Origin of the sequence: Streptomyces sp. NPDC048411 (genome assembly GCF_040704695.1) — a bacterium.
GTDB lineage: Bacteria > Actinomycetota > Actinomycetes > Streptomycetales > Streptomycetaceae > Streptomyces.
Genome location: NZ_JBEZKL010000065.1, coordinates 18,813 through 40,556 on the forward strand (window position 1 = coordinate 18,813; position 21,744 = coordinate 40,556).

Below are 21,744 nucleotides of genomic sequence, written 5' to 3' on the forward strand. Positions count from 1 at the left end.
CCCTCCGTCGCCGACGGAGGGCCCTTCGGCGTTTCGGCGGAGGGCCAGTTTCGGCGGCGGACGACGGTGTCCGCGGCGCCGCCGAGGTCAACGGGGAGCCGGCCGCCGGTGCGACGACGCACGGCAGCCCCCGCCGGGTCGGGCGGGGGCTGCCGGGGCGGTCGGGGTCAGGGCCTGCGGGCCGAGGTCACGCGGTAGACGTCGTAGACGCCCTCCACGCCCCGTACGGCCTTCAGCACGTGTCCGAGGTGCTTCGGGTCACCCATCTCGAAAGTGAACCGCGAGGTGGCCACCCGGTCCCGTGAAGTCTGGACGGCCGCCGACAGGATGTTCACATGCTGGTCGGACAGGACGCGAGTGACGTCCGAGAGCAGCCGCGACCGGTCGAGGGCCTCGACCTGGATGGCGACCAGGAAGACCGAGGACTGGGTCGGCGCCCATTCGACATCCAGGATCCGCTCCGGCTGCTGGGACAGCGAGTCCACGTTGACGCAGTCGGCCCGGTGCACGGAGACGCCGCTGCCACGGGTGACGAAGCCAATGATCGGGTCGCCGGGGACGGGCGTGCAGCAGCGGGCCAGTTTGACCCACACGTCCTCGACGCCCCTGACGACCACACCCGGATCGGCGTTGGAGCGGCGCTTGCCGCGGCTGCGTGAGGGCGGCGCGCTCTCGGCCAGGTCCTCGTTGGCTGCGTCCTCGCCGCCGAGCGCCTGGACCAGCTTCTGCACGACACCCGCGGCCGCGACATGGCCCTCGCCGATCGCCGCGTACAGCGACGAGATGTCCGGGTAGCGCATCTCGTGGGCCAGGGTGACGAGCGAGTCGCCGGTCAGGATCCGCTGGATCGGCAGGTTCTGCTTACGCATGGCGCGCGCGATGGCGTCCTTGCCCTGCTCGATCGCCTCGTCGCGGCGTTCCTTGGAGAACCAGGCGCGGATCTTGTTCCGGGCCCGCGGCGACTTGACGAAGCCCAGCCAGTCCCGGGACGGTCCGGCACCGGCCGCCTTGGAGGTGAAGACCTCCACGAGGTCGCCGTTGTCGAGGGTGGATTCGAGCGGTACGAGCCGCCCGTTGACCCGTGCCCCTATGGTCCGGTGGCCGACCTCCGTATGCACGGCGTAGGCGAAGTCGACCGGGGTCGCGCCCGCGGGCAGCGCTATGACGTCGCCCTTGGGCGTGAAGACGAAGACCTCGTTGCGGGAGAGGTCGAAGCGCAGGGACTCGAGGAACTCGCTGGGGTCCTCGGTCTCCTTCTGCCAGTCGAGGAGCTGGCGCAGCCACGCCATGTCGTTGACGGTGTCCTGGCCGCGGCCGGTGTGCTTGGGTACGTCGGTGCGGATCTTGGAGGCGCCGGCGACGGCCTCCTGCTTGTACTTCCAGTGCGCGGCGATGCCGTACTCGGCGCGGCGGTGCATGTCGAACGTACGGATCTGCAGCTCGACGGGCTTGCCACTGGGACCGATCACCGTGGTGTGCAGTGACTGGTACATGTTGAACTTGGGCATCGCGATGTAGTCCTTGAACCGGCCGGGGACCGGATTCCATCGCGCGTGCACGGTGCCGAGCGCCGCGTAACAGTCACGGACGGTGTCGACGAGGACGCGGATTCCCACCAGGTCGTAGATCTCGGCGAAGTCCCGGCCTCGCACGATCATCTTCTGGTAGACGCTGTAGTAGTGCTTCGGCCGTCCGGTGACGGTGGCCTTGATCCGGGCCGCGCGCAGGTCGGCCTGGACCTCGTCGGTCACTATGGCGAGGTATTCGTCGCGCTTGGGGGCCCGCTCGGCGACGAGGCGGACGATCTCGTCGTACATCTTGGGGTAGAGGATCGCGAACGCGAGGTCCTCAAGCTCCCACTTGATGGTGTTCATGCCCAGGCGGTGGGCCAGGGGCGCGTAGATCTCAAGCGTCTCGCGGGCCTTCTTCTCCTGCTTCTCCCGCTTGAGGTAGCGCATGGTGCGCATGTTGTGCAACCGGTCGGCGAGCTTGATGACGAGGACCCTGGGGTCCTTGGCCATGGCGACGACCATCTTGCGTACGGTCTCGGCCTGCGCCGCCTCGCCGAACTTCACCTTGTCCAGCTTGGTGACGCCGTCGACGAGCAGGGCGACCTGGTCGCCGAAGTCCCGGCGCAGGGTGTCCAGGCCGTATTCGGTGTCCTCGACCGTGTCGTGCAGCAGACCGGCCATCAGCGTCGCCGGGTCCATGCCGAGCTCGGCAAGGATCGTCGTGACGGCGAGCGGATGCGTGATGTACGGGTCGCCGCTCTTGCGCTTCTGACCGCGGTGCCAGCGCTCGGCGACCTGGTAGGCGCGCTCGATCTGGCGCAGCGTGGACGTCTCGATCTTGGGGTCGTTGCTGCGGACTGCCCGCAGGAGCGGTTCGAGGACCGGGTTGTACGGGCTGGAGCGCTGCACGCCGAGCCGGGCGAGCCTGGCCCGTACCCGGTTGGAGGAGCCGCTGGAGCGGGCCGGGCCGACCGGGGCCGCGGGCTTGGCGGTCGGCTTGGCCGGGGGCTTCGGGGTGACCGGAGGAGGAAAGACGGGGGCCGGCTGGGCAGGGGACACCGGCGCGGCCCCGTTCACGGCGGGGGCAGTCTGCGAGGCGCTGCTCGCCGGTTCGGGAGCCGGGGGCTTCGGCTTCTCCTTCGCCGCGGGCTGCTTCTTCCCGGGCGTGGCTGGGACCGCCGCGGGCTTGTCGGGCTGCGGGGCGGCGACTGGCTGGGCCTCGTCTGGCAAGAGCGCTCCTCGTGCGGATCCGGACTCCCGGAAAGGCCATCGTATCGAGACTGCGGCCCGGCCTCCCCCGCGGACCGTAGGACCCTCACAACGCCGGACGGGCACCCAGCTGTTCCCGGTGCCCGTCCTTTGTGTGCCGATGTCCGAAGCGCCGCAGGGGCTGAGCAGCGGCGCGACGGGTGAGGCGGGGCCCGGCCCGGCTCCTTGGGACGTGGGTGTGAATACCGCAGACGCGCCATCGGGTGCCCGGAAATAGTTCCGGGCACCCGATGCATGCGTGACAGTCTCAGACGCGGATGAGCGCCTCCAGCGGAGCACCGGCCAGACCGGCCTCCAGACGGGCCCGGCCGTCGAGGAAGCCGAGCTCCATGAGGACCGCGACACCGGCGACCCGGGCGCCGGCCCGTCGGATCAGCTGCAGCGACGCCTCGGCGGTGCCGCCGGTGGCAAGGACGTCGTCGATGACCATGATCTGGTCCTCGGCCGTGAGGTCCTCCGCGTGTATCTCGATCTCCGCGGTGCCGTATTCCAGCTCGTACGCCTGGCTGAGCGTGGCACCGGGCAGCTTCCCCGCCTTGCGGACGGGTACGAAGCCGAGCCCGGCCCGGACCGCGACCGGGGCGGCCAGGATGAAGCCACGCGCCTCCAGACCGACGACCTTCGTGGCGCCGTGCCGTACGCACAGCTCCGCGAGGGCGTCGGTGAGGGCCGTGAACGCGACCGGGTCCGCGAGCAGCGGGGTGATGTCCTTGAACATCACGCCCGGCTTCGGATAGTCCGCCACGTCACGGATCCGGCTGAGCAGCAGTTCCCTGGTGCTCTCGGTGGTGCTGGTCATCGACGATTCCCCGAGGTCCGGCCGTGGCCCCTGGGGGGCTGCTGGCGCTGACCGACGACCGCGGCGGCGGGGGCGGGGTCCCCGATGGCGTCGTCCTCGTACGGCTGCTCGTCCTCGGACTCGCCCTTGGCGGCGGCTGCCGCGCGCTTGGCGAGGATCCGCTTCTTCAGGGCCTTCATCTGCGGGTCGCGTTCCTTGAGGTCGGCGACCAGCGGGGTGGCGATGAAGATCGAGGAGTAAGCGCCGGCGGCGAGGCCGACGAACAGGGACAGCGAGATGTCGTTCAGCATGCCGGCACCGAGGACACCGCCACCGATGAACAGCAGACCGGCGACCGGCAGCAGCGCCACGACCGTGGTGTTGATGGAGCGGATCAGCGTGCCGTTGATCGATTGGTTGGCGATCTCGCTGTACGTCCAGCGGGTCTGCTTGGTGATCCCCTTCGTGCCCTCCTTGAGGCTGTCGAAGACGACGACCGTGTCGTACAGGGAGTAACCGAGGATGGTCAGCAGACCGATCACGGTACCCGGGGTGACCTCGAAGCCGACCAGGGCATAGACCCCGACCGTGATCGTGATGTCGTGAATCAGCGCGACCAGGGCCGCGATGGCCATGCGCCACTCGAACGCGATGGCCAGGTAGATCACCACGAGGACCATGAAGACGCCGAGGCCGGTCCAGGCCTTTTTGGCGATCTGCTCACCCCAGCTGGGGCCGACCAGGTCGGCGTTGATCTTCTCCTCGGGGACCTTGAGGTCCTTGGCGAGTTGCGCCTTGACCGCGTCGGACTTCGCCAGGTCGACTTCGCTGACCTGAATGCGCAGACCGCCGTTGCCGAGCTTCTGGACGATCGCCTGGTGGCCGGAGGCGGAAACCGCGGATTCCTCCGCCTGGGCAACCGTGGCACTGGTCGACGGGGTGGTGAAGACCGCGCCGCCCTTGAACTCGATCCCCATGTTGAGTCCGCTGACCGCCAGGGCGACGACGGCCGTGATGGTGATCAGGATCGAGATGCCGTACCAGATCTTGCGCTTGCCGATGAAGTCGTAACCGACCTCGCCGCGGTAGAGCCGGGCGCCGAGATTGCCGAGTCGCGACATCTCACGCCTCCTTCGGGTCGGTGGGGGCGTTGACACGGCGCGAGCGGCGCAGCGGCGGCTTGGCGCCGAGCCGCCTCGGGTCCAGGCCGGACCACGGGTGACCGCTGGAGAAGAACTTCGTACGGGCCAACAACGTCATGACGGGCTTGGTGAAGAGGAACACCACGACCACGTCGAGCAGGGTGGTGAGACCCAGCGTGAAGGCGAAGCCCTTGACCTTGCCGACGGTGACGACGAAGAGCACCGCCGCGGCGAGGAACGACACGAAGTCGGAGACCAGGATGGTGCGACGGGCGCGCGGCCAGGCACGCTCGACGGCCGGACGCAGGGTGCGGCCCTCGCGGATCTCGTCCCGGATGCGTTCGAAGTACACGATGAACGAGTCCGCGGTGATACCGATCGCCACGATGGCACCACAGACCGCGGGGAGGTTCAGCGCGAAGCCGATGCCCGGGCCGAGCAGCGCCATGAGCGTGTAGGTCAGTATCCCGGAGGCCGTAAGGCTCAGGAGTGCAATGAGCGACAGACCGCGGTAGTAGACCACCAGGTAGATGACGACCAGGGCCAGACCGATCGCACCGGCGATCAGACCCGCCTGGAGCTGCTCACTGCCGAGCGCCGCAGTGACCGTGGTGACCGTGTCCTCGTGGAAGGACAGCGGGAGCGCACCGTAGGACAGCACGTTCGCCAGGTCCTGGGCGGACTGCTGGGTGAAGCTGCCGGAGATCTCGGCGCTGCCGCTGAGCGTCTCGTTCACCTGGGGCGCGGAGACGACCTCGCCGTCGAGCGCGATGGCGAACTGGTTCATCGGCGGCTGCTGCGTGGACAGCTTCGAGGTGATCTGCTGGAACTTCTTCGAGCCCTTGTCGGTGAAGTCCATCTGCACGATCCACATGCCGCGCTGCTGGTCGATCGCGGCCTTGGCGCTGTCCACGTCCGTACCGGAGACCGCGGCCGGGCCGAGGACGTACTTGGCGTCGCCCTCGGAGCTGCACGCGACCGTGGTGTCGGTGGGCTTGACGTTGGCACCGGCCTTCGCGCGGCTGGCCTTGGTGGAGCAGTCCAGCGCCGCGAACTTCTGCTGCAGCTCGGCGGCGGCCGGGTCGACCGAGGCCGACGGGCTCGCGGACGCCTTCGGCGTGCCGGAGGCGCTGGGGCTGGGCGACGTGTCCTTCGTCAGCGCACCGGTGACCGCACGGCCCTGGGTGGTGGCGCTCGCCGAGGGAGTGGCCTTGGATCCGGAGGCCGTCTCCTTGCTGCTGGGCGACGCGCTCGGCTTCGGCGAGCCGGAGGCCGAGGGGCTGGCGGTGCCGGTGGGCGTCGCCTTGCCGTCGGTGACGGCGAGCACGGGCCGGAAGTAGAGCTGGGCGGTCGTACCGACCTGTTCCCGGGCCTGCTTCGAGTTCGTTCCCTTGGGGATGTTGACGATGATGTTGTCCCGGCCCTCGGTCTGGACCTCGGCCTCGGAGACACCCAGACCATTGACACGGCGTTCGATGATGCTGACCGCGGTGTCCATGTTGGTCTGGTTGATCGCGTCCGGCTTACCGGGCTGGCTCTGCGCCTTGAGCGTGATCGACGTGCCGCCCGCCAGGTCGATACCCAGCCGTGGCGTGGTGTGACCGGACAAGAACATCCCGCCGGTGAGCGCGACCATGGCGATCAGGATCAGAGCCAGGGCGCGCCCCGGCCTGCCCTGACCGCCGGACGGCCCTCGGCCCTTCTTCGGTGCTGCCACCTTCTCGTTTCTCCCTGTCCAACCGCCCCGCGCCGGCTGTGCGCACGGGCGGCCACGAAGTGTTGTGGGGACCTGCCCCCGCAGAAGATCGCACGGTCCCGGGGATGCCGGACGCTGGTGGGCTCATGGCATCCCCGGGTCGTGAATTACTTCGCGTCGGCCTCGCCGTCGGCCTTGCCCTCGGACTTCTCGTCGGCCTTGGCGTCCTTCGGCTCGACGTCGTCGGCCTCGGCCTTCTTGCCCAGGTCGATTTTGGCATCGTCCGCGTCGTCCGCGTCGGTGTCGACGTCCGTGTCGGCCTCGACGTGCTCGGTCAGCGAGGACGCGTCGTCCGGCACGACCGCGCCGTCGATCTCGTCGTCACCGTGGACGATGCGGTTGTACTCCGCGTCGTCCAGGACGGCACCGATGGCGTTCTTGGCGTAGATGGCGTGGACGCCGGGCGCGACCTCGAGGAGAACCGTGTCGTCGTGAAGCTCCTTGACGGTGGCGTACATGCCCCCGATCGTCCGAACGCCGGTGCCGGGCTGCATCTCGTCGCGCATCTGCGCGGCGGCGGCCTGCTTCTTCTTGGCGGACCGGGTCATCAGGAACATGGCCCCGATGAGCACGATGAAGGGGAGGAGAGTCACGGGATTCACGGGACGATTTTCCTTCGCACGACCGCGCTGGAATGCGGCCTGATCTACGGGGGTGGGTACACCGCCCCGTACGGGCGGCATCGGCGGAGTCTAAGCGAGTCCGCATCGATGGAACAACGCCCAGCATCGCACCCTGGTTCCAGTCCGAGTGAACCTGTGACGCATCACGCCCCGAACAGACCCTGTTGTCCCTTTCCGCCGTGCTGAGGGGGGACGAGACCGAGATGTGCCCAGGCCGCGGGGGTGGCGACCCGGCCCCGCGGCGTCCTGGCCAGGAGTCCTTCCCGTACCAGGAAGGGCTCCGCGACCTCCTCGACCGTCTCGCGTTCCTCCCCCACGGCAACCGCGAGAGTGGACAGACCGACCGGTCCGCCGCCGAAGAGCTTCAGGAGCGCGCCGAGCACCGCCCGGTCCAGGCGGTCGAGGCCCCGCCCGTCGACCTCGTACACCCCGAGGGCGGCGGAGGCGACGCCGCGGTCGATCCGGCCGTCAGCCTTGACCTGGGCATAGTCGCGGACGCGGCGCAGCAGCCGGTTGGCGATACGGGGCGTGCCGCGGGAGCGCCCGGCGATCTCGGCTGCGCCCTCGGCGTCTATCGCGACGTCGAGGAGGCGGGCGGAGCGGTGGATGACGCGTTCCAGTTCGGCGGGGGCGTAGAACTCCATGTGTCCGGTGAAGCCGAAGCGGTCGCGCAGCGGGGGCGGCAGGAGTCCGGCCCGGGTGGTCGCGCCGACAAGGGTGAAGGGCGGCAGTTCCAACGGGATGGCGGTGGCGCCGGGACCCTTGCCGACGATGACGTCGACGCGGAAGTCCTCCATCGCCATGTAGAGCATCTCTTCGGCGGGCCGTGACATGCGGTGAATCTCGTCGAGGAAGAGGACCTCGCCCTCCTGGAGGGAGGAGAGGATCGCGGCGAGGTCGCCCGCGTGCTGGATGGCGGGGCCCGAGGTGATCCGGATCGGGGCGCCCATCTCGGCAGCGATGATCATGGAGAGGGTGGTCTTGCCGAGGCCGGGGGCGCCGGAGAGCAGGACGTGGTCGGCGGTGGCGCCGCGGGCCAGGGCGGCCTTCAGGACCAGGTCGAGCTGTTCGCGCACCTTCTCCTGGCCGACGAATTCGTCGAGGTCCTTCGGCCGCAGGGCGGCTTCGACCGCCGTGTCCTCGCCGTCCGCGCCGGCGTCGACGAGGCGCTCGTCGGTGTCGGGTCCGGTGTCGTCCCAGTTCATTCGGTCAGTCCCGCCTCGGGTGTTTCGGTGCCGGGCCGTGCGGTGCCCGGGCGTCGGGGGTGTCGCGTCCGGCCGGCGTGCGGTCAGCGTGCGCGGTTGAGGGTCTGCAGAGCGGCCCGCAGCAGCTGCGGTACGGGCGGCTGGGCGCCCTCCGCGAGCGCGGCCTCGGCCTGCGGGGCGACAGCGGTGACCGCCTCGTCGGCCTCACGGGTCGCGTATCCGAGGCCGATCAGGGCGGCCTGCAGCTGGTCGCGCCACGAAGAGGTGACGGCGGTGCCGACACCCTGGTGGCCGATGTGGGCGCCGACGGGCTCGCCCAGTCTGTCCTTCAGTTCGAGGAGGAGTTTCTGCGCGCCCTTCTTGCCGATGCCGGGGACGGCGGTGAGGGCCTTCTCGTCACCGGTGGAGACGGCAAGGCGCAGGGCGTCAGGACTGTGCACGGCGAGCATCGCCTGGGCGAGCCGGGGGCCGACGCCGCTGGCGGTCTGGAGCAGCTCGAAGACCTGCCGCTGGTCGTCGTCGGCGAAGCCGTAGAGGGTGAGCGAGTCCTCCCGTACGACGAGGGAGGTGGCCAGCCTGGCCTCCTGGCCGATCCGCAGGTCGGCGAGCGTGTGGGGGCTGCACTGGACGGCCATGCCGATGCCGCCGACCTCGATCACGGCCGTGGTCGGGGCGAGTGCGGCGACGGGGCCGCTGACGAAGGCGATCATCGGGGGACCTTCCGGACGGGAACTGCGGGTGTACGGGAAACGCGGGGGCCACGGGCGGCGGCCGCGTGCGCCTGCTGGAGGCGGTTGACGGCCGGTCCCCGCCAGATGTGACAGATGGCGAGGGCCAGGGCGTCGGCGGCGTCGGCGGGCTTCGGCGGTGCGTCGAGCCGAAGCAGCCGGGTGACCATCGCTCCGACCTGCGCCTTGTCGGCGCGGCCGCTGCCGGTGACGGCGGCCTTGACCTCGCTGGGAGTGTGCAGGGCGACGGGGATGCCGCGGCGGGACGCGCAGAGCATGGCGACCGCACTGGCCTGGGCGGTGCCCATCACCGTACGGACGTTGTGCTGGCTGAACACCCGCTCCACGGCGACGAATTCGGGGCGGTGCTCGTCGAGCCACTCCTCGATACCGCGCTCGATCGCGACCAGCCGGTGGCCCAGATCGGCATCGGCGGAGGTGCGGACGACGCCGACCCCGAGCATCGTCAGGGGGCGGCCCGCCACTCCTTCGACGACGCCGACGCCGCACCGGGTCAGTCCCGGGTCCACGCCCAGCACCCGCATGAAGCGCCCCCTCCGCCGATCGGTCAACTGTTCCCGCAGGCTATCGGCTCGCACTGACAATGCGACGGGCCGACGGGGTGTGTCCCCGTCGGCCCGTCGGCTCCGCCCGCGCGGAGAGTGCCCTGTACAGCGGCCGGACGCTGCCCGTCTCCGGGGCATCCCCGCTCACGCGGCGATGCGTCGCCCGCCGTCTCAGGCGTCGACCTTCTCCATGACTTCGTCCGAGACGTCGAAGTTGGCGAAGACGTTCTGCACGTCGTCGCTGTCCTCCAGCGCGTCGATCAACTTGAAGATCTTGCGCGCGCCCTCTTCGTCCAGGTCGACCTGCATGGTGGGCAGGAAGTTGGCCTCGGCCGAGTCGTAGTCGATACCGGCCTCTTGAAGCGCGGTACGGACCGCGACCATGTCGGTGGCCTCGCTGACGACCTCGTAGGACTCACCGAGGTCATTGACCTCCTCGGCGCCCGCGTCGAGCACCGCACCGAGGACGTCGTCCTCGGTGAGCGCGCCCTTGGGGACGATGATGACGCCCTTGCGGTTGAAGAGGTACGAGACCGAACCCGGGTCGGCCATCGAGCCGCCGTTGCGGGTCATCGCGACACGCACGTCGGAGGCGGCACGGTTGCGGTTGTCGGTGAGGCACTCGATGAGCACCGCGACACCGTTCGGGCCGTAACCCTCGTACATGATGGTCTGGTAATCGACGCCGCCCGCTTCGAGACCGCCACCGCGCTTGACCGCGGAGTCGATGTTCTTGTTCGGGACGGAGCTCTTCTTCGCCTTCTGGATCGCATCGACGAGGGTCGGGTTGCCCTCGGGGTCCACGCCGCCGGTGCGGGCCGCGACCTCGATGTTCTTGATCAGCTTGGCGAAGAGCTTGCCGCGCTTGGCATCAATCACGGCCTTCTTGTGCTTGGTGGTAGCCCACTTAGAGTGGCCGGACATCGCCAGCTCCTTACAACGCGTCGCCAGTAGAAATGAACAACGGAGATCCTACCGGGATCCGTTCACCCCTTGGCGCGCACCATGTCGACGAAGAGTGCGTGAACCCGGTGGTCACCGGTCAGCTCCGGGTGGAATGACGTCGCCAGGGCGTTTTCCTGACGTACGGCGACAATATGGCCGCCGTGCTCGGCGATCACCTCGGCCCGGGCGCCGACCGATTCCACCCAGGGGGCGCGGATGAAGACGCCCTCGACCGGGCCGCCCTCGATCCCGGCGACCTCGACGGCGGCCTCGAAGGACTCGTTCTGCCGCCCGAAGGCGTTACGACGCACGATCATGTCGATGCCGCCGACGGTCTCCTGGCCCGAGCGAGGGTCGAGGATCTTGTCGGCCAGCAGGATCATTCCGGCGCACGTGCCGTAGACCGGCATGCCGGCGCGGACCCGCTCGCGCAGAGGTTCCAGCATGCCGAACAGGGTGGCGAGCTTGGACATCGTGGTGGATTCGCCGCCGGGTATGACGAGACCGTCGACCTCGGCGAGCTCTTCGGGGCGCCGGACCGGCCTGGCCAGGGCGTCTGCCGAGGCCAGGGCGATCAGGTGCTCCCGTACGTCGCCCTGGAGAGCCAGGACTCCGATCACAGGGGTGTCGCTCATCTGTGACTACCAGCCGCGGTTGGCGTAGCGCTCGGCCTCGGGCAGGGTGTCGCAGTTGATGCCGACCATGGCCTCGCCCAGGTTGCGGGAGGCGTCCGCGATGATCTTCGGGTCGTCGTAGAAGGTGGTGGCCTTCACGATGGCGGCGGCGCGCTTGGCCGGGTCGCCGGACTTGAAGATGCCGGAGCCGACGAAGACGCCCTCGGCGCCGAGCTGGCGCATCAGCGCGGCGTCGGCCGGGGTGGCGACGCCACCGGCGGAGAACAGCACGACGGGCAGCTTGCCGAGCTCGGCGACCTCCTTGACCAGCTCGTACGGGGCGCGGAGCTCCTTGGCGGCGGCGTACAGCTCGTTGTTGTCGTAGCCGCGCAGCCGGGCGATCTCGTTCTTGATCTGGCGCAGGTGGCGGACCGCCTCGACGACGTTGCCGGTGCCGGCCTCGCCCTTGGAGCGGATCATGGCCGCGCCCTCGGCGATGCGGCGCAGCGCCTCGCCCAGGTTGGTGGCGCCGCAGACGAACGGCGTGGTGAAGGCGAACTTGTCGCTGTGGTTGACCTCGTCGGCCGGGGTGAGGACCTCGGACTCGTCGATGTAGTCGACACCGAGGGACTGCAGGACCTGCGCCTCGACGAAGTGGCCGATGCGGGACTTCGCCATCACCGGGATGGAGACGGCCTCGATGATCTCTTCGATCATGTTCGGGTCGGACATCCGGGCCACGCCGCCGTCCTTGCGGATGTCGGCGGGCACCCGCTCCAGGGCCATGACGGCCACGGCGCCCGCGTCCTCGGCGATCTTCGCCTGCTCGGCGTTGACGACGTCCATGATCACGCCGCCCTTGAGCTGCTCGGCCATGCCGCGCTTCACGCGGGCGGTGCCGGTAGCCGGGGAGTCGGCGGACTGCGGGGTGCTGGGAAGCGTGGACACGGATCGACCTCACTCGGAGAAAAAGATGCTGAAAGTGCTGGGTGATGCACTGCAGAGCAAACTCTCCGGGACCAGTCCACGACAAGGGCCAATAAGAGGCCGGTGGATCGTTTTGGCCGTGTACGGCCGCGTACCGCCTCGTACGGCCCCGTACGGGGTGGGCGGCGGCGCCGCGTCCCGGTCAGCTGACCGGGCGGTCCGCCAGGGCCACAGGCGGCTCGTCGTCCATCTCGAAGGCCAGCGGGAACGGTGCGTGCCCGGCCAGCCGGAACCAGCGCACCGTGCGGTGGCGGCGCAGCGCCCGCGCCGCGCGCACCGCGTCGTTGTGGAACCGCCGCGCCATCGGCACCCGGCGCACGGCCGCGGCCAGTTCGGACGCCGCCTCCTCACCGCCGGGAATCTCCTTCACCGCCTCCACCTGCGCCGTCTCGCCGAACACCGCCCGCAGCGCGGTGCTGAGCTCGCTCTCCGCCACCTCACGCTGTTCCTCCTCGGACTGCCGGGCGGCGTGCGCGGCCTCGTACAGCACGATGGACGCGGCCGGGTCGAGGACACCGGACGTGGCCAGTTCCTGGGTGACCGAGGCGCGGCGCAGCAGTTGGGCGTCGAGGGCGGCGCGGGCGGCATCGATCCGCGTGTGCAGCCGGTCCAACCGTCCGGCGGTCCAGCTGAGGTACAGGCCGATCGCGACGAGCGCGACGGCGATCCAGATGAGGGTTTCGATCACGGGCCGCAAGGCTACCGTCGAGGGCGCCCTGTCCCGCCCTCCGGCCCGCGGCAACGCGGGACACCGGGCCGGGAACCGGGGCCTCGCGTTGCCGATGGTGCCGACGCCCGCCACCGGGAGCGGGGTTCCGAGGCCCGTCCCTCAGCCGATCCCGCCGAGCGGCCCGTCAGCGAGACGGTCCTGCCAGGTACCGGTGATCAGGAAACCGTGAACGGGCTGATGAAGGACACCGCGTGCGCGGCCCCGGCGGCCGGGCGAAGGACGGTGCCCACGCCGCGTAACAGCGTTCTTCCGCTCGGTCCTGGGCCGCGGACGACGGGGTTCCGACCAGGCCATCGTGCCCCGCGAGGGGAGCGCCCGGGCCCGCCTCAGTCCCGGGCCAGCCCGAACCGGGCCCGCAGTCCCGTACGTTCGTCCGTCGCCACCGACGCGGCCCCGTCCGTCACCGTCTCGTACACCGCGAGGATGTCCGCCCCCACCGTCGACCAGTCGAACCGTCGCACATGCGCCCGGCCACGGTCGCTCAGCTCCGCGCGCCGCTCCGGGTCACCGAGCAACCGGATCGCCGCCGACGCCAGCGCCTCCGCGTCCTCGTTGGCGAACAGTTCGCCCGCCGCACCCAGGTCCAGTACCTGGGCGAACGCGTCCAGATCGCTGGCGAGGACCGGCGCGCCCGCCGACATCGCCTCGACCAGGATGATCCCGAAGCTCTCGCCACCCGTATTCGGCGCGACATACACATCGACACTGCGCAGCAGCCGCGCCTTGTCCTCGTCGCTCACCATGCCGAGGAATTCGACGCGCTCGCGCATCGCCTCGGGCAGTGAGGCGACCGCCTCCTCCTCGTCGCCGCGCCCCGCCACCAGCAGCCTGGCCTCCGGGCGTGCGGCGAGGATGGCGGGCAGCGCCCGCATCAGGACGGGCAGGCCCTTGCGGGGCTCGTCGATACGCCCGATGAAGCCGATCGTCCCGCCCTGCCACTCGGCCTTGGGCTCGGCCTTGTCGAAGAAGCCGACATCGACCCCGTTCGGGATGACGACCGCGTCGCCGCCGAGGTGCTCGACCAAAGTCCGGCGCGCGTACTCGCTCACCGCGATGCGCGCACTGATCTTCTCCAGCGCGGGCTGCAGGATCGGGTACGCGGCGATCATCGCGCGGGACCGCGGATTGGAGGTGTGGAACGTGGCGACGATCGGTCCCTGCGCGGCCCAGCAGGTGAGCAGGCCGAGTGACGGCGAGGTCGGCTCATGGATGTGGATCACATCGAAGGTGCCGTCGTGCAGCCAGCGGCGCACCCGCGCCGCGGACAGGAAGCCGAAATTCAGCCGGGCGACGGAGCCGTTGTACGGGACGGGCACGGCCCGGCCCGCCGACACCACGTACGGCGGCAGCGGCGTCTCGTCGTCGGCGGGGGCCAGCACCGACACCTGGTGGCCCAGGCCGATCAGGTGTTCGGCCAGGTCGCGGATGTGGAACTGGACGCCGCCCGGTACGTCCCAGGAGTACGGGCAGACGATGCCGATCTTCATGGCTGCTCCCCACGGTGTTCGAGGTCGGCGAGCCAGAGCCGCTGCAGCATGTGCCAGTCCTCCGGGTGCTCGGCGATTCCGGCGGCGAAGGCATCGGCCAGCGCCTGCGTCATCACAGACGTCTTCTCCGTGCGCGTACCTGACTCAGGCACCTCGACGGCCGGGTGGATCCGGGCCTTCATCACGGGGGTCGCGTCGTACCGGAGCGTCACGGGCAGCAGCAGCGCGCCGGTCTGCTGGGCCAGCAGCGCGGGTCCGGCGGGCATCCGTGCCGTGTCACCGAAGAGCTGCACCTCGACGCCGGAGGCGGAGAGGTCGCGGTCGGCGACCAGGCAGACCAGTCCGCCGTCCCTCAGCCGCCGTGCCAGGGTGCCGAAGGCCGACCCGCCGGTGTGCGGCAGGACCTCCATGCCGAGCCCCTCGCGGTAGGCGACGAACCGGTCGTACAGCGACTCGGGCTTCAGCCGCTCGGCGACCGTGGTGAACGGCACCTTCAGATCGGTGGTGACCCAGGCTCCCGCCAGGTCCCAGTTCCCCAGGTGCGGCAGCGCAAGGATCACACCGCGCCCGGCTTCCAGGCCCCCGGTCAGCCGGTGGACGTCCGTGACGTCTATGCCGGCTTTGATCCGCTCGGGGCTCCAGGTGGGCAGCCGGAACGACTCCATCCAGTAGCGCATGTACGAGCGCATCCCGGCCTTGGACAGTGCGGCGAGCCGGGCCGGACTCGCATCCGGCACCACCCTGGCCAGGTTCGACTCCAGCCGCAGCACGCTCTTGCCGCGCCGCTTCCAGACCTGGTCGGCGAGGGTACGGAAGAGCGCCTGGGCAACCGGCTCCGGGAGCTTCTTGACCGCGCCCCAGCCGAGCCCGTACAGCCAGTCGGTCAGCCGATCCTTCAGCCCGGTCCTCGGTTCCCGCCCGGCGCCGCTCACTTCGTCGCCTCGCTCCCCCGGTCCGCCGTGGCTGCCGCGTCGGCCTCCGCGGACTCGCGGCGCACGGTCACCACCCGCTGCACCAGCGTCACCAGGCTGCCCACGGCGACGATCCACAGAGCGATCGGCAGCAGAATGTCGACCCCAGGCACACCGAACGTGTGGAGCCCGGCGAGCCCGGCCGCCACCAGCGAGATGACCAGCCGCTCCGCCCGCTCCACCAGACCGTTGACCGCGACCGGCAGCCCGATCGACTCGCCCCGGGCCTTCGTGTAGGAGACCACCTGGCCGCTGGCCAGGCAGAAGATCGCCACCGCGCACATCATGTTGTCGTCGCCGTTGCCCGCGTACCAGAGCGCGAACCCGCCGAAGATCGCTCCGTCGGCGACCCGGTCCAGGGTCGAGTCCAGGAAGGCGCCCCAGCGGCTGGAGATGCCGGCCTGCCGGGCCATATTGCCGTCGACGAGGTCGGAGAAGACGAAGATCGTGATGACGATCGTGCCCCAGAAGAACTCCCCCATGGGGAAGAAGACCAGCGCACCTGCCACCACTCCGGCCGTACCGATGAGCGTGACCGCGTCAGGGCTCACGCCGAGACGGAGCAGCAGCGCGGCGAACGGTGTGAGGACACGCGTAAAAAATGCACGCGCGTACTTGTTCAGCATGGCCTTCCCGAGGGTCGGTGGGCCGCGCGGCCCCTTCGGCCACCGGCTGGCCCATCGTAGTCACCAGTCGGACGCGTCCACTGTCCGGGCGTCCGTGCTCGTGCGTCGGCGTCCGACGTATGGACGCAGCCTGACCGGAGTGGAAAGCTCGAATTACCGCGAGCGTCGTCGTAGCCGCCGCGGCGGCTCCTCGCGCCCGCGCCCTCCTTCTCCCCTCACCTCGCCAGCAATCTCCCCGCACAGCGCACCCCCACCGGGAGGCACATCATGGGCGACAAGGCACATGCACACACCGGGGCCGCCGGCAGAGCAGCAACGGCCGACCGGCCCTCCTCCATACGGAACGTGGTGCTGGTCGGCCACAGCGGATCGGGCAAGACCACCCTCGTCGAAGCCCTCGCGCAGACCGCCGGAGCAGTCAACCGGGCCGGCCGGGTCGAGGACGGCGGCACGGTCTCCGACTACGACGAGATCGAACACCGCCAGCAACGCTCCGTACAACTCTCCCTGGTCCCCGTCGAATGGGGCGGGTACAAGATCAATCTGTTGGACACCCCCGGATACGCCGACTTCGTCGGGGAACTCAGGGCCGGTCTGCGAGCAGCGGACGCGGCCCTTTTCGTTGTCTCGGCGGCCCAGGAGGCCGACGCCGTGGCGGGCACCACCCGCGCCGTGTGGGAGGAGTGCGCCGCCGTCGGCATGCCGCGCGCCATCGTCGTCACCCACCTCGACACCGCCCGCACGTCCTTCGACGAGATGACCCGCGTCTGCGGCGAGATCTTCGGGGGCGACGACCCCGACGCCGTACTGCCGCTCTATCTGCCCGTGCTCGGGCCCGAGGGCCCGGACGGGCACGCCCCGCTGACCGGGCTCACCGGATTGCTCACACAGCGCATCTTCGACTACTCCTCCGGCGAACGGAAAGAGACTCCGCCCGCCGACGACCAGCACGTACCGCTCCAGGACGCCCGTAACCGGCTGATCGAAGGGATCATCGCCGAGAGCGAGGACGAGACCCTGATGGACCGGTACCTCGGCGGCGAGGACATCGACATCAAGTCCCTGATCGACGACTTGGAGCGCGCTGTCGCCCGCGACGCCTTCCACCCCGTCCTCACGGCGGCGCCCGCCGGCGAGGACGGCCGCCAGGGCATCGGTACGGTCGAACTGCTGGATCTGATCACCGGGGGCTTCCCGACCCCGCTGGAGCACCCGCTGCCCGCTGTCACCACGCCGGGCGGCGCCCTCCGCCCCGCCCCGTCCTGCGACCCCGACGGACCGCTGGTCGCCGAAGTCGTCAAGACGGCCTCCGACCCGTACGTCGGCCGTGTCTCCCTGGTCCGCGTCTTTTCCGGCACGCTGCGGCCCGACGAAACGGTCCACGTCCTCGGCCACGGACTCACCGACCCCGGCCACGAACCCCGTCCCTTCCACGAGGCAGATGTCCGCGTCGGCGCGCTGTCCGCCCCGTTCGGCAAGCAGCAGCGCGCCCTGACCAGCTGCATCGCCGGGGACCTGGCCTGCGTCGCCAAACTGGGCGGCGCCGAGACCGGGGACACCCTCTCCGCTCCGGAGGATCCGCTGCTGGTGGAGCCCTGGTCCATGCCCGACCCGCTGCTGCCGCTGGCCATCGAGGCCCACAGCAAGGCGGACGAGGACAAGCTCTCCCAGGGGCTCGCACGGCTCGTCGCCGAGGACCCGACGATGCGCCTCGAACAGAACCAGGACACCCATCAGGTGGTTCTGTGGTGCCTCGGCGAGGCCCATCAGGACGTGGCACTGGACCGGCTGCGTTCCCGGTACGGGGTACAGGTGGACACCGTCTCCCACAAGGTGTCCCTGCGCGAGACGTTCGCCGGCCCGTCGACCGGCCGCGGACGGCACGTCAAACAGTCCGGCGGCCACGGCCAGTACGCCATCTGCGAGATCGAGGTGGAGCCGCTGCCACCCGGTTCGGGTATCGAATTCGTCGACAAGGTGGTCGGCGGAGCCGTACCCCGCCAGTTCATCCCGTCCGTGGAGAAGGGGATACGCGCCCAGGCCGCCCGCGGAGTGGCGGCCGGCCACCCCCTCGTCGACGTGAGGATCACCCTGCGGGACGGAAAGGCCCACTCCGTGGACTCGTCCGACGCGGCGTTCCAGGCGGCGGGCGCACTGGCCCTTCGGGAAGCGGCCGCGGAGACCCGGATCCAGCTCCTCGAACCTGTCTCCGAGGTCCAGGTCCTCGTCCCCGACGACTACGTGGGACCGGTCATGAGCGATCTGTCGGGGCGGCGCGGCCGGGTGGTCGGCACCGAGCAGTCAGGGGCGGGGCGCACGCTCGTGCGGGCCGAGGTGCCTGAGCTGGAGATCGGCCGGTACGCGATCGACCTGCGCTCCCTGTCGCACGGCACCGGCCGGTTCGACCGGTCGTACGCCCGGCACGAACCGATGCCACCGCAGCTCGCCGACCGCTTCCGCGAACAGCAGGAAAACACCACAAACAGTGTGTAGCCAACGGCTCCGTCCGCCCTTGTCCACAAGGGCGGACGGAGCTCCGATCCGGACGATACGCTGTGGTCCCAGCTCAGAAGGTGTGCCGGGCACGGCAGTTGGGAAACAGCCGCAAGAGCGGTTCCTTGGCGGCAAGTGGGGGCGACAGTGGCCAACGACGGATTCGATTTCTCTCCCGGAGCGCAGATCCCGCTCCAGGGGGCGGCCGGACAGGCGGTGGCGACGAACGCCCTCGCCTCCGCCGCGTACCGCGACAGCCCGGTGGAAGAGATCCTCAAGGCCGACAGCGAGTGGCACAAGTCCAAGGTCGAGGAAGGCCGGTCCAAGCTCTTCAAGAGCAAGTACTTCACTCCCAACCTCGGCGAGGCATTCTCCCGCGCCGTCCAGGAGCGCATGCTGGGCGGCGCCCGCAAGGCCCTCATCCAGTCCTTCGGCACCGATCCGCAGACCGTCGTCGAGCACTGTCTGTCCGCGACCCGGCTCCGCAAGGCACGGGACACCAAACTGACCCTGGTGACCGCGCTCTTCGGCTTCCTCTTCCTGCCCGGACTGCTCCTGTGGGTCCTCGCGTTCCGCCTCCGCGACGGCCTGGGCTCCACCAAGGACAAGGCCCTCAGCGCCCTCGGCATCGCCCTGCTCCCCGTCATCGGCATCGTGGCCCTGATCTTCCTGATCAAACTGCCGGTCGGCGGTCTCCTCGCGCTGTACCTGCGCGCGATGATCGTCGCCCCCGTCATCGGCTGGCTGATCGCCAAACGGATCGCCGAGACCTCCGCCAAGGACATGCGCGCCCGCTGGGAGGGGCTGCTCTCCGGCGGCGGGGTCATCGCCAAGATCCCCGAGGCCGTACCGAAGAATCCCAACGAGACCGCCCGCGAGGCGCTGCGCCAGGGCCTGGAGAAGCTGTCCGCCGAACAGCAGTCCAACTCCGTCTTCTATGCCGGTCCCAAGGGCATCCTCGGCATGGGTACCCGCTGGGGCAGCTGGCAGCTCGCCGAGGAGCTCGTCCCCAAGGAACCCGGCAAGGAATTCCACCAGTTCCGCAGCTGGGACCTGATTCGCGTCATCCACGACCAGCTCAAGCAGCTGGAACGCGGACCGCTGCACACCGGCGGATTCACCACGCCCTCGGTCACCCACTGGATCGTCTCGCCCGTCGGTGAGAACGCCGACTCGGTCTCCCGTCCGGAGGGCGAGGACGTCTCCACCTTCCAGATCAAGCCGCACGAGATACAGCGCATCTGCAACCACCAGCAGTTCGGCAGCGGCGACCGCCACTACCTGGGTGTCCAGTTCACCCTCTGGGACGGCCAGCTGGTCATCACCATGATGATCACCGTCACGGTGCTCCACGAGACGCTTCGGATCGAGGTCACCGGGCACGCCCTCGGCCCCGTCCACTCGCTCTTCACGAGCAAGCCCGAGGCCAAGACGAAGACGGTCAACAAGACCGTCAGATTCTGGGAGACCCGCAAGATCACTCTCCCGCTGGTGGAGTCCAAGGAGGTCGTCCGCCTGGCCCTGCGCGCCCCCTTCACCTGGTACCCGCCGCTCCTCGACTACCTGGGCGGCAAGATCACCCTCCCGGAGCCGTTCGGCCTGCGCCACGCCTGGGCGGAGAAGCCGTGGCGCCACCGCTTCATGGCGGACGACGCGATGCGCGCCGCCACGCCCGTCCTGCGTGCCGTGCACAGTGCGGCCATGCGTGTCCTGGACGAGAACGGTGTCGACACGGAGCGCTTCGACAACCGGTCCATGATCCTCAGCGGACTGGTGCAGGACCCGATCCCCAAGAAGGCCGACCTGTACGACGCGTAGGGCAGACGGACGAGGCGCCCGGGACATCCCGGGCGCCTCGTGCTCGTACCGCTCGGCTCAGACCGCGGGCCAGGCGTCGGCCAGCATCTTCCGGGTATCGGCGAGCAGCTGCGGCAGCACCTTCGTGTGACCGACGACCGGCATGAAGTTGGTGTCACCGCCCCAGCGCGGCACCAGGTGCTGATGCAGATGCGCAGCAATGCCGGCGCCCGCCACCGTCCCCTGATTCATCCCGATATTGAAACCGTGCGCCCCCGAGGCCGCCCGCAGCGCCGTCATCGCCCGCTTGGTGAAGTCGGCCAGCTCCAGCGTCTCCTGACCGTCCAGCTCCGTGTAGTCGGCGACGTGCCGGTACGGCACCACCATCAGATGTCCGCCGTTGTACGGATACAGGTTCAGCACGGCATAGACCTTCTCGCCGCGCGCCACGATGAGCCCGTCCTCGTCCGACTTCGCCGGGATCGCACAGAACGGACAGCCGTCGCCGGCCTCGGGGCCGGTCGGCTTGTTCTCACCCTGGATGTACGCCATCCGGTGGGGCGTCCACAGGCGCTGGAACGCGTCGGGCGTTCCCACTCCGATCTGCTGCTCCGGCTCAGTCGTCATGCAGATCAGCATATTGCTTCACTCCTGCGGAGCGTGTCGCCGGGGCCGCCCCCCACCGCCGGGCGACGATCCTGAGGCCATGAGCGACCAGCCCTCGGACTCCTCCGCCCCTCTCCGGTTCAGGCGCTGGGAGCAGCGCACGGAGGTGCCGCTCTTCGTCGCGTCGCTGTTCTTCCTCCTCGGGTACGCGGTCCGCGTCCTCGTTCCCGACCACACCCAGCCGTGGCGTGACCTCGGCATGGCCCTGGTCGTCGGCACCTGGCTCCTCTTCGCGGCGGACTATGCCGTACGGATCCGGCTCAGCGGCCAGGGTCTGCGTTACCTCCATACCCACTGGCTGGACACAGTGGTGCTGGTGCTCCCGCTGCTGAGGCCGTTGCGTCTGATCCGGGTCTACACAGCGGTCCAGCGGCAGCGGGAGCGGCCGCGGCTGAGCCTGTACGCCCGGGTGATCAGCTACGCCGGTATGACCGCCCTGCTGCTCGGGTTCTCGGCCGCGCTCGCCGTGTACGACCAGGAGCGCGTGGCTCCGGGCGCCACGATCCGGACGTTCGGCGACGCGGCGTGGTGGGCGTGCGCGACGCTCACCACGGTCGGATACGGGGACGTCGCGCCGGTCACGCCGAGCGGCAGGACCATCGCGGTGGGGCTGATGGTCTGCGGTCTGGCGCTGCTGGGGGCCGTGACGGGTTCGTTCTCGTCGTGGCTGGTGCAGGTGTTCACCCGGGAGGACGAGAAGAGGCCCCCGGAGCGCGGCTAGTGCCCCTCCCGGCACTAGGGCGTGTGTCGAAAGTAGCGTCGTCCGCCCGTAGGGCGGGCCTGGCGGCGTCTGGTGCGTGCGATCGCAAGGCGGAGGGTCGCCCCGATACTGGGCGTATCGGGGCGAGCC

The 21,744-nt window shown here is 69.8% G+C and carries 19 protein-coding genes; 3 read left to right on the forward strand and 16 right to left on the reverse strand.

Going from position 1 to position 21,744, the window contains the following annotated elements; all coding sequences use genetic code 11:
- Positions 1–167: 167 nt before the first annotated feature.
- The 15 genes from AB0915_RS22545 to pgsA all read right to left on the reverse strand — a co-directional run bounded on the left by AB0915_RS22545 (position 168) and on the right by pgsA (position 15,938).
- Positions 168–2,741 carry a bifunctional (p)ppGpp synthetase/guanosine-3',5'-bis(diphosphate) 3'-pyrophosphohydrolase gene (locus AB0915_RS22545; RefSeq protein WP_366692781.1) on the reverse strand — a complete coding sequence of 858 codons (2,574 nt, stop codon included), beginning with the start codon at positions 2,739–2,741 and terminating at the stop codon, positions 168–170.
- A gap of 286 nt (positions 2,742–3,027) precedes the next feature.
- Positions 3,028–3,579 carry an adenine phosphoribosyltransferase gene (locus AB0915_RS22550; protein WP_366692782.1) on the reverse strand — a complete coding sequence of 184 codons (552 nt, stop codon included), beginning with the start codon at positions 3,577–3,579 and terminating at the stop codon, positions 3,028–3,030.
- A complete protein-coding gene (gene secF / locus AB0915_RS22555) occupies positions 3,576–4,679 on the reverse strand; it encodes a protein translocase subunit SecF (RefSeq protein WP_366692783.1) in 1,104 nt (367 codons plus the stop codon). Before secF ends, AB0915_RS22550 begins: the two co-directional genes overlap by 4 nt.
- 1 nt (position 4,680) lies before the next feature.
- Complete coding sequence (gene secD / locus AB0915_RS22560; protein ID WP_366692784.1) at positions 4,681–6,417, reverse strand: protein translocase subunit SecD; 1,737 nt, start codon at positions 6,415–6,417, stop codon at positions 4,681–4,683.
- Between the two features lie 146 nt (positions 6,418–6,563).
- Positions 6,564–7,058, reverse strand: coding sequence for a preprotein translocase subunit YajC (gene yajC / locus AB0915_RS22565; protein ID WP_366692785.1), 495 nt, complete (start codon positions 7,056–7,058; stop codon positions 6,564–6,566).
- A gap of 164 nt (positions 7,059–7,222) precedes the next feature.
- Positions 7,223–8,284 carry a Holliday junction branch migration DNA helicase RuvB gene (gene ruvB / locus AB0915_RS22570; RefSeq protein WP_366692786.1) on the reverse strand — a complete coding sequence of 354 codons (1,062 nt, stop codon included), beginning with the start codon at positions 8,282–8,284 and terminating at the stop codon, positions 7,223–7,225.
- A gap of 83 nt (positions 8,285–8,367) precedes the next feature.
- A complete protein-coding gene (gene ruvA / locus AB0915_RS22575; RefSeq protein WP_366692787.1) occupies positions 8,368–8,994 on the reverse strand; it encodes a Holliday junction branch migration protein RuvA in 627 nt (208 codons plus the stop codon).
- Positions 8,991–9,557, reverse strand: a complete 567-nt coding sequence (ruvC, locus tag AB0915_RS22580) for a crossover junction endodeoxyribonuclease RuvC (protein ID WP_366692788.1) — start codon at positions 9,555–9,557, stop codon at positions 8,991–8,993. Before ruvC ends, ruvA begins: the two co-directional genes overlap by 4 nt.
- A gap of 192 nt (positions 9,558–9,749) precedes the next feature.
- Positions 9,750–10,502, reverse strand: coding sequence for a YebC/PmpR family DNA-binding transcriptional regulator (locus tag AB0915_RS22585; protein ID WP_366692789.1), 753 nt, complete (start codon positions 10,500–10,502; stop codon positions 9,750–9,752).
- Between the two features lie 62 nt (positions 10,503–10,564).
- Positions 10,565–11,158, reverse strand: coding sequence for a pyridoxal 5'-phosphate synthase glutaminase subunit PdxT (pdxT, locus tag AB0915_RS22590; protein WP_366692790.1), 594 nt, complete (start codon positions 11,156–11,158; stop codon positions 10,565–10,567).
- A 6-nt stretch (positions 11,159–11,164) separates the two neighbouring features.
- Complete coding sequence (gene pdxS / locus AB0915_RS22595) at positions 11,165–12,085, reverse strand: pyridoxal 5'-phosphate synthase lyase subunit PdxS (protein WP_266987900.1); 921 nt, start codon at positions 12,083–12,085, stop codon at positions 11,165–11,167.
- A gap of 181 nt (positions 12,086–12,266) precedes the next feature.
- Positions 12,267–12,812, reverse strand: coding sequence for a hypothetical protein (locus tag AB0915_RS22600; protein ID WP_358860771.1), 546 nt, complete (start codon positions 12,810–12,812; stop codon positions 12,267–12,269).
- A 368-nt stretch (positions 12,813–13,180) separates the two neighbouring features.
- A complete protein-coding gene (locus tag AB0915_RS22605; protein ID WP_366692791.1) occupies positions 13,181–14,341 on the reverse strand; it encodes a glycosyltransferase family 4 protein in 1,161 nt (386 codons plus the stop codon).
- Entirely contained in the window at positions 14,338–15,273 is a 936-nt protein-coding gene (locus tag AB0915_RS22610; RefSeq protein WP_366692792.1) for a phosphatidylinositol mannoside acyltransferase, read from the reverse strand. The genes AB0915_RS22605 and AB0915_RS22610 overlap by 4 nt, the downstream gene beginning before the upstream one ends.
- Entirely contained in the window at positions 15,270–15,938 is a 669-nt protein-coding gene (pgsA, locus tag AB0915_RS22615) for a phosphatidylinositol phosphate synthase (protein WP_366692793.1), read from the reverse strand. The genes AB0915_RS22610 and pgsA overlap by 4 nt, the downstream gene beginning before the upstream one ends.
- A gap of 267 nt (positions 15,939–16,205) precedes the next feature.
- Here pgsA and AB0915_RS22620 point away from each other — a divergent pair, with 267 nt between their 5' ends.
- Positions 16,206–18,431: an elongation factor G-like protein EF-G2 gene (locus AB0915_RS22620; protein ID WP_366692794.1), complete on the forward strand. Its 2,226-nt coding sequence runs from the start codon at positions 16,206–16,208 to the stop codon at positions 18,429–18,431.
- A 147-nt stretch (positions 18,432–18,578) separates the two neighbouring features.
- Positions 18,579–20,249, forward strand: a complete 1,671-nt coding sequence (locus AB0915_RS22625; protein ID WP_366692795.1) for a hypothetical protein — start codon at positions 18,579–18,581, stop codon at positions 20,247–20,249.
- A gap of 57 nt (positions 20,250–20,306) precedes the next feature.
- On the opposite strand, the gene AB0915_RS22630 is transcribed toward AB0915_RS22625, so the two are convergent.
- On the reverse strand, positions 20,307–20,867 hold the full coding sequence (locus AB0915_RS22630) for an HIT domain-containing protein (protein ID WP_366692796.1): 561 nt from the start codon (positions 20,865–20,867) through the stop codon (positions 20,307–20,309).
- A 67-nt stretch (positions 20,868–20,934) separates the two neighbouring features.
- On the opposite strand from AB0915_RS22630, the gene AB0915_RS22635 reads away from it, so the two are divergent.
- A complete protein-coding gene (locus tag AB0915_RS22635) occupies positions 20,935–21,615 on the forward strand; it encodes a potassium channel family protein (protein ID WP_366692797.1) in 681 nt (226 codons plus the stop codon).
- The last annotated feature ends 129 nt before the right edge of the window (positions 21,616–21,744 follow it).

Bases quoted from the DNA above. Each gene is read 5' to 3' on its own strand.
- AB0915_RS22620 (WP_366692794.1), top strand. From the start codon at position 16,206: ATGGGCGACAAGGCACATGCACACACCGGGGCCGCCGGCAGAGCAGCA.
- ruvC (WP_366692788.1), bottom strand. From the start codon at position 9,557: ATGCGGGTGCTGGGCGTGGACCCGGGACTGACCCGGTGCGGCGTCGGC.
- pdxT (WP_366692790.1), bottom strand. From the start codon at position 11,158: ATGAGCGACACCCCTGTGATCGGAGTCCTGGCTCTCCAGGGCGACGTA.
- AB0915_RS22605 (WP_366692791.1), bottom strand. From the start codon at position 14,341: ATGAAGATCGGCATCGTCTGCCCGTACTCCTGGGACGTACCGGGCGGC.
- AB0915_RS22585 (WP_366692789.1), bottom strand. From the start codon at position 10,502: ATGTCCGGCCACTCTAAGTGGGCTACCACCAAGCACAAGAAGGCCGTG.
- secF (WP_366692783.1), bottom strand. From the start codon at position 4,679: ATGTCGCGACTCGGCAATCTCGGCGCCCGGCTCTACCGCGGCGAGGTC.
- pgsA (WP_366692793.1), bottom strand. From the start codon at position 15,938: ATGCTGAACAAGTACGCGCGTGCATTTTTTACGCGTGTCCTCACACCG.
- AB0915_RS22635 (WP_366692797.1), top strand. From the start codon at position 20,935: ATGAGCGACCAGCCCTCGGACTCCTCCGCCCCTCTCCGGTTCAGGCGC.
- ruvA (WP_366692787.1), bottom strand. From the start codon at position 8,994: ATGATCGCCTTCGTCAGCGGCCCCGTCGCCGCACTCGCCCCGACCACG.
- AB0915_RS22550 (WP_366692782.1), bottom strand. From the start codon at position 3,579: ATGACCAGCACCACCGAGAGCACCAGGGAACTGCTGCTCAGCCGGATC.
- ruvB (WP_366692786.1), bottom strand. From the start codon at position 8,284: ATGAACTGGGACGACACCGGACCCGACACCGACGAGCGCCTCGTCGAC.
- AB0915_RS22630 (WP_366692796.1), bottom strand. From the start codon at position 20,867: ATGCTGATCTGCATGACGACTGAGCCGGAGCAGCAGATCGGAGTGGGA.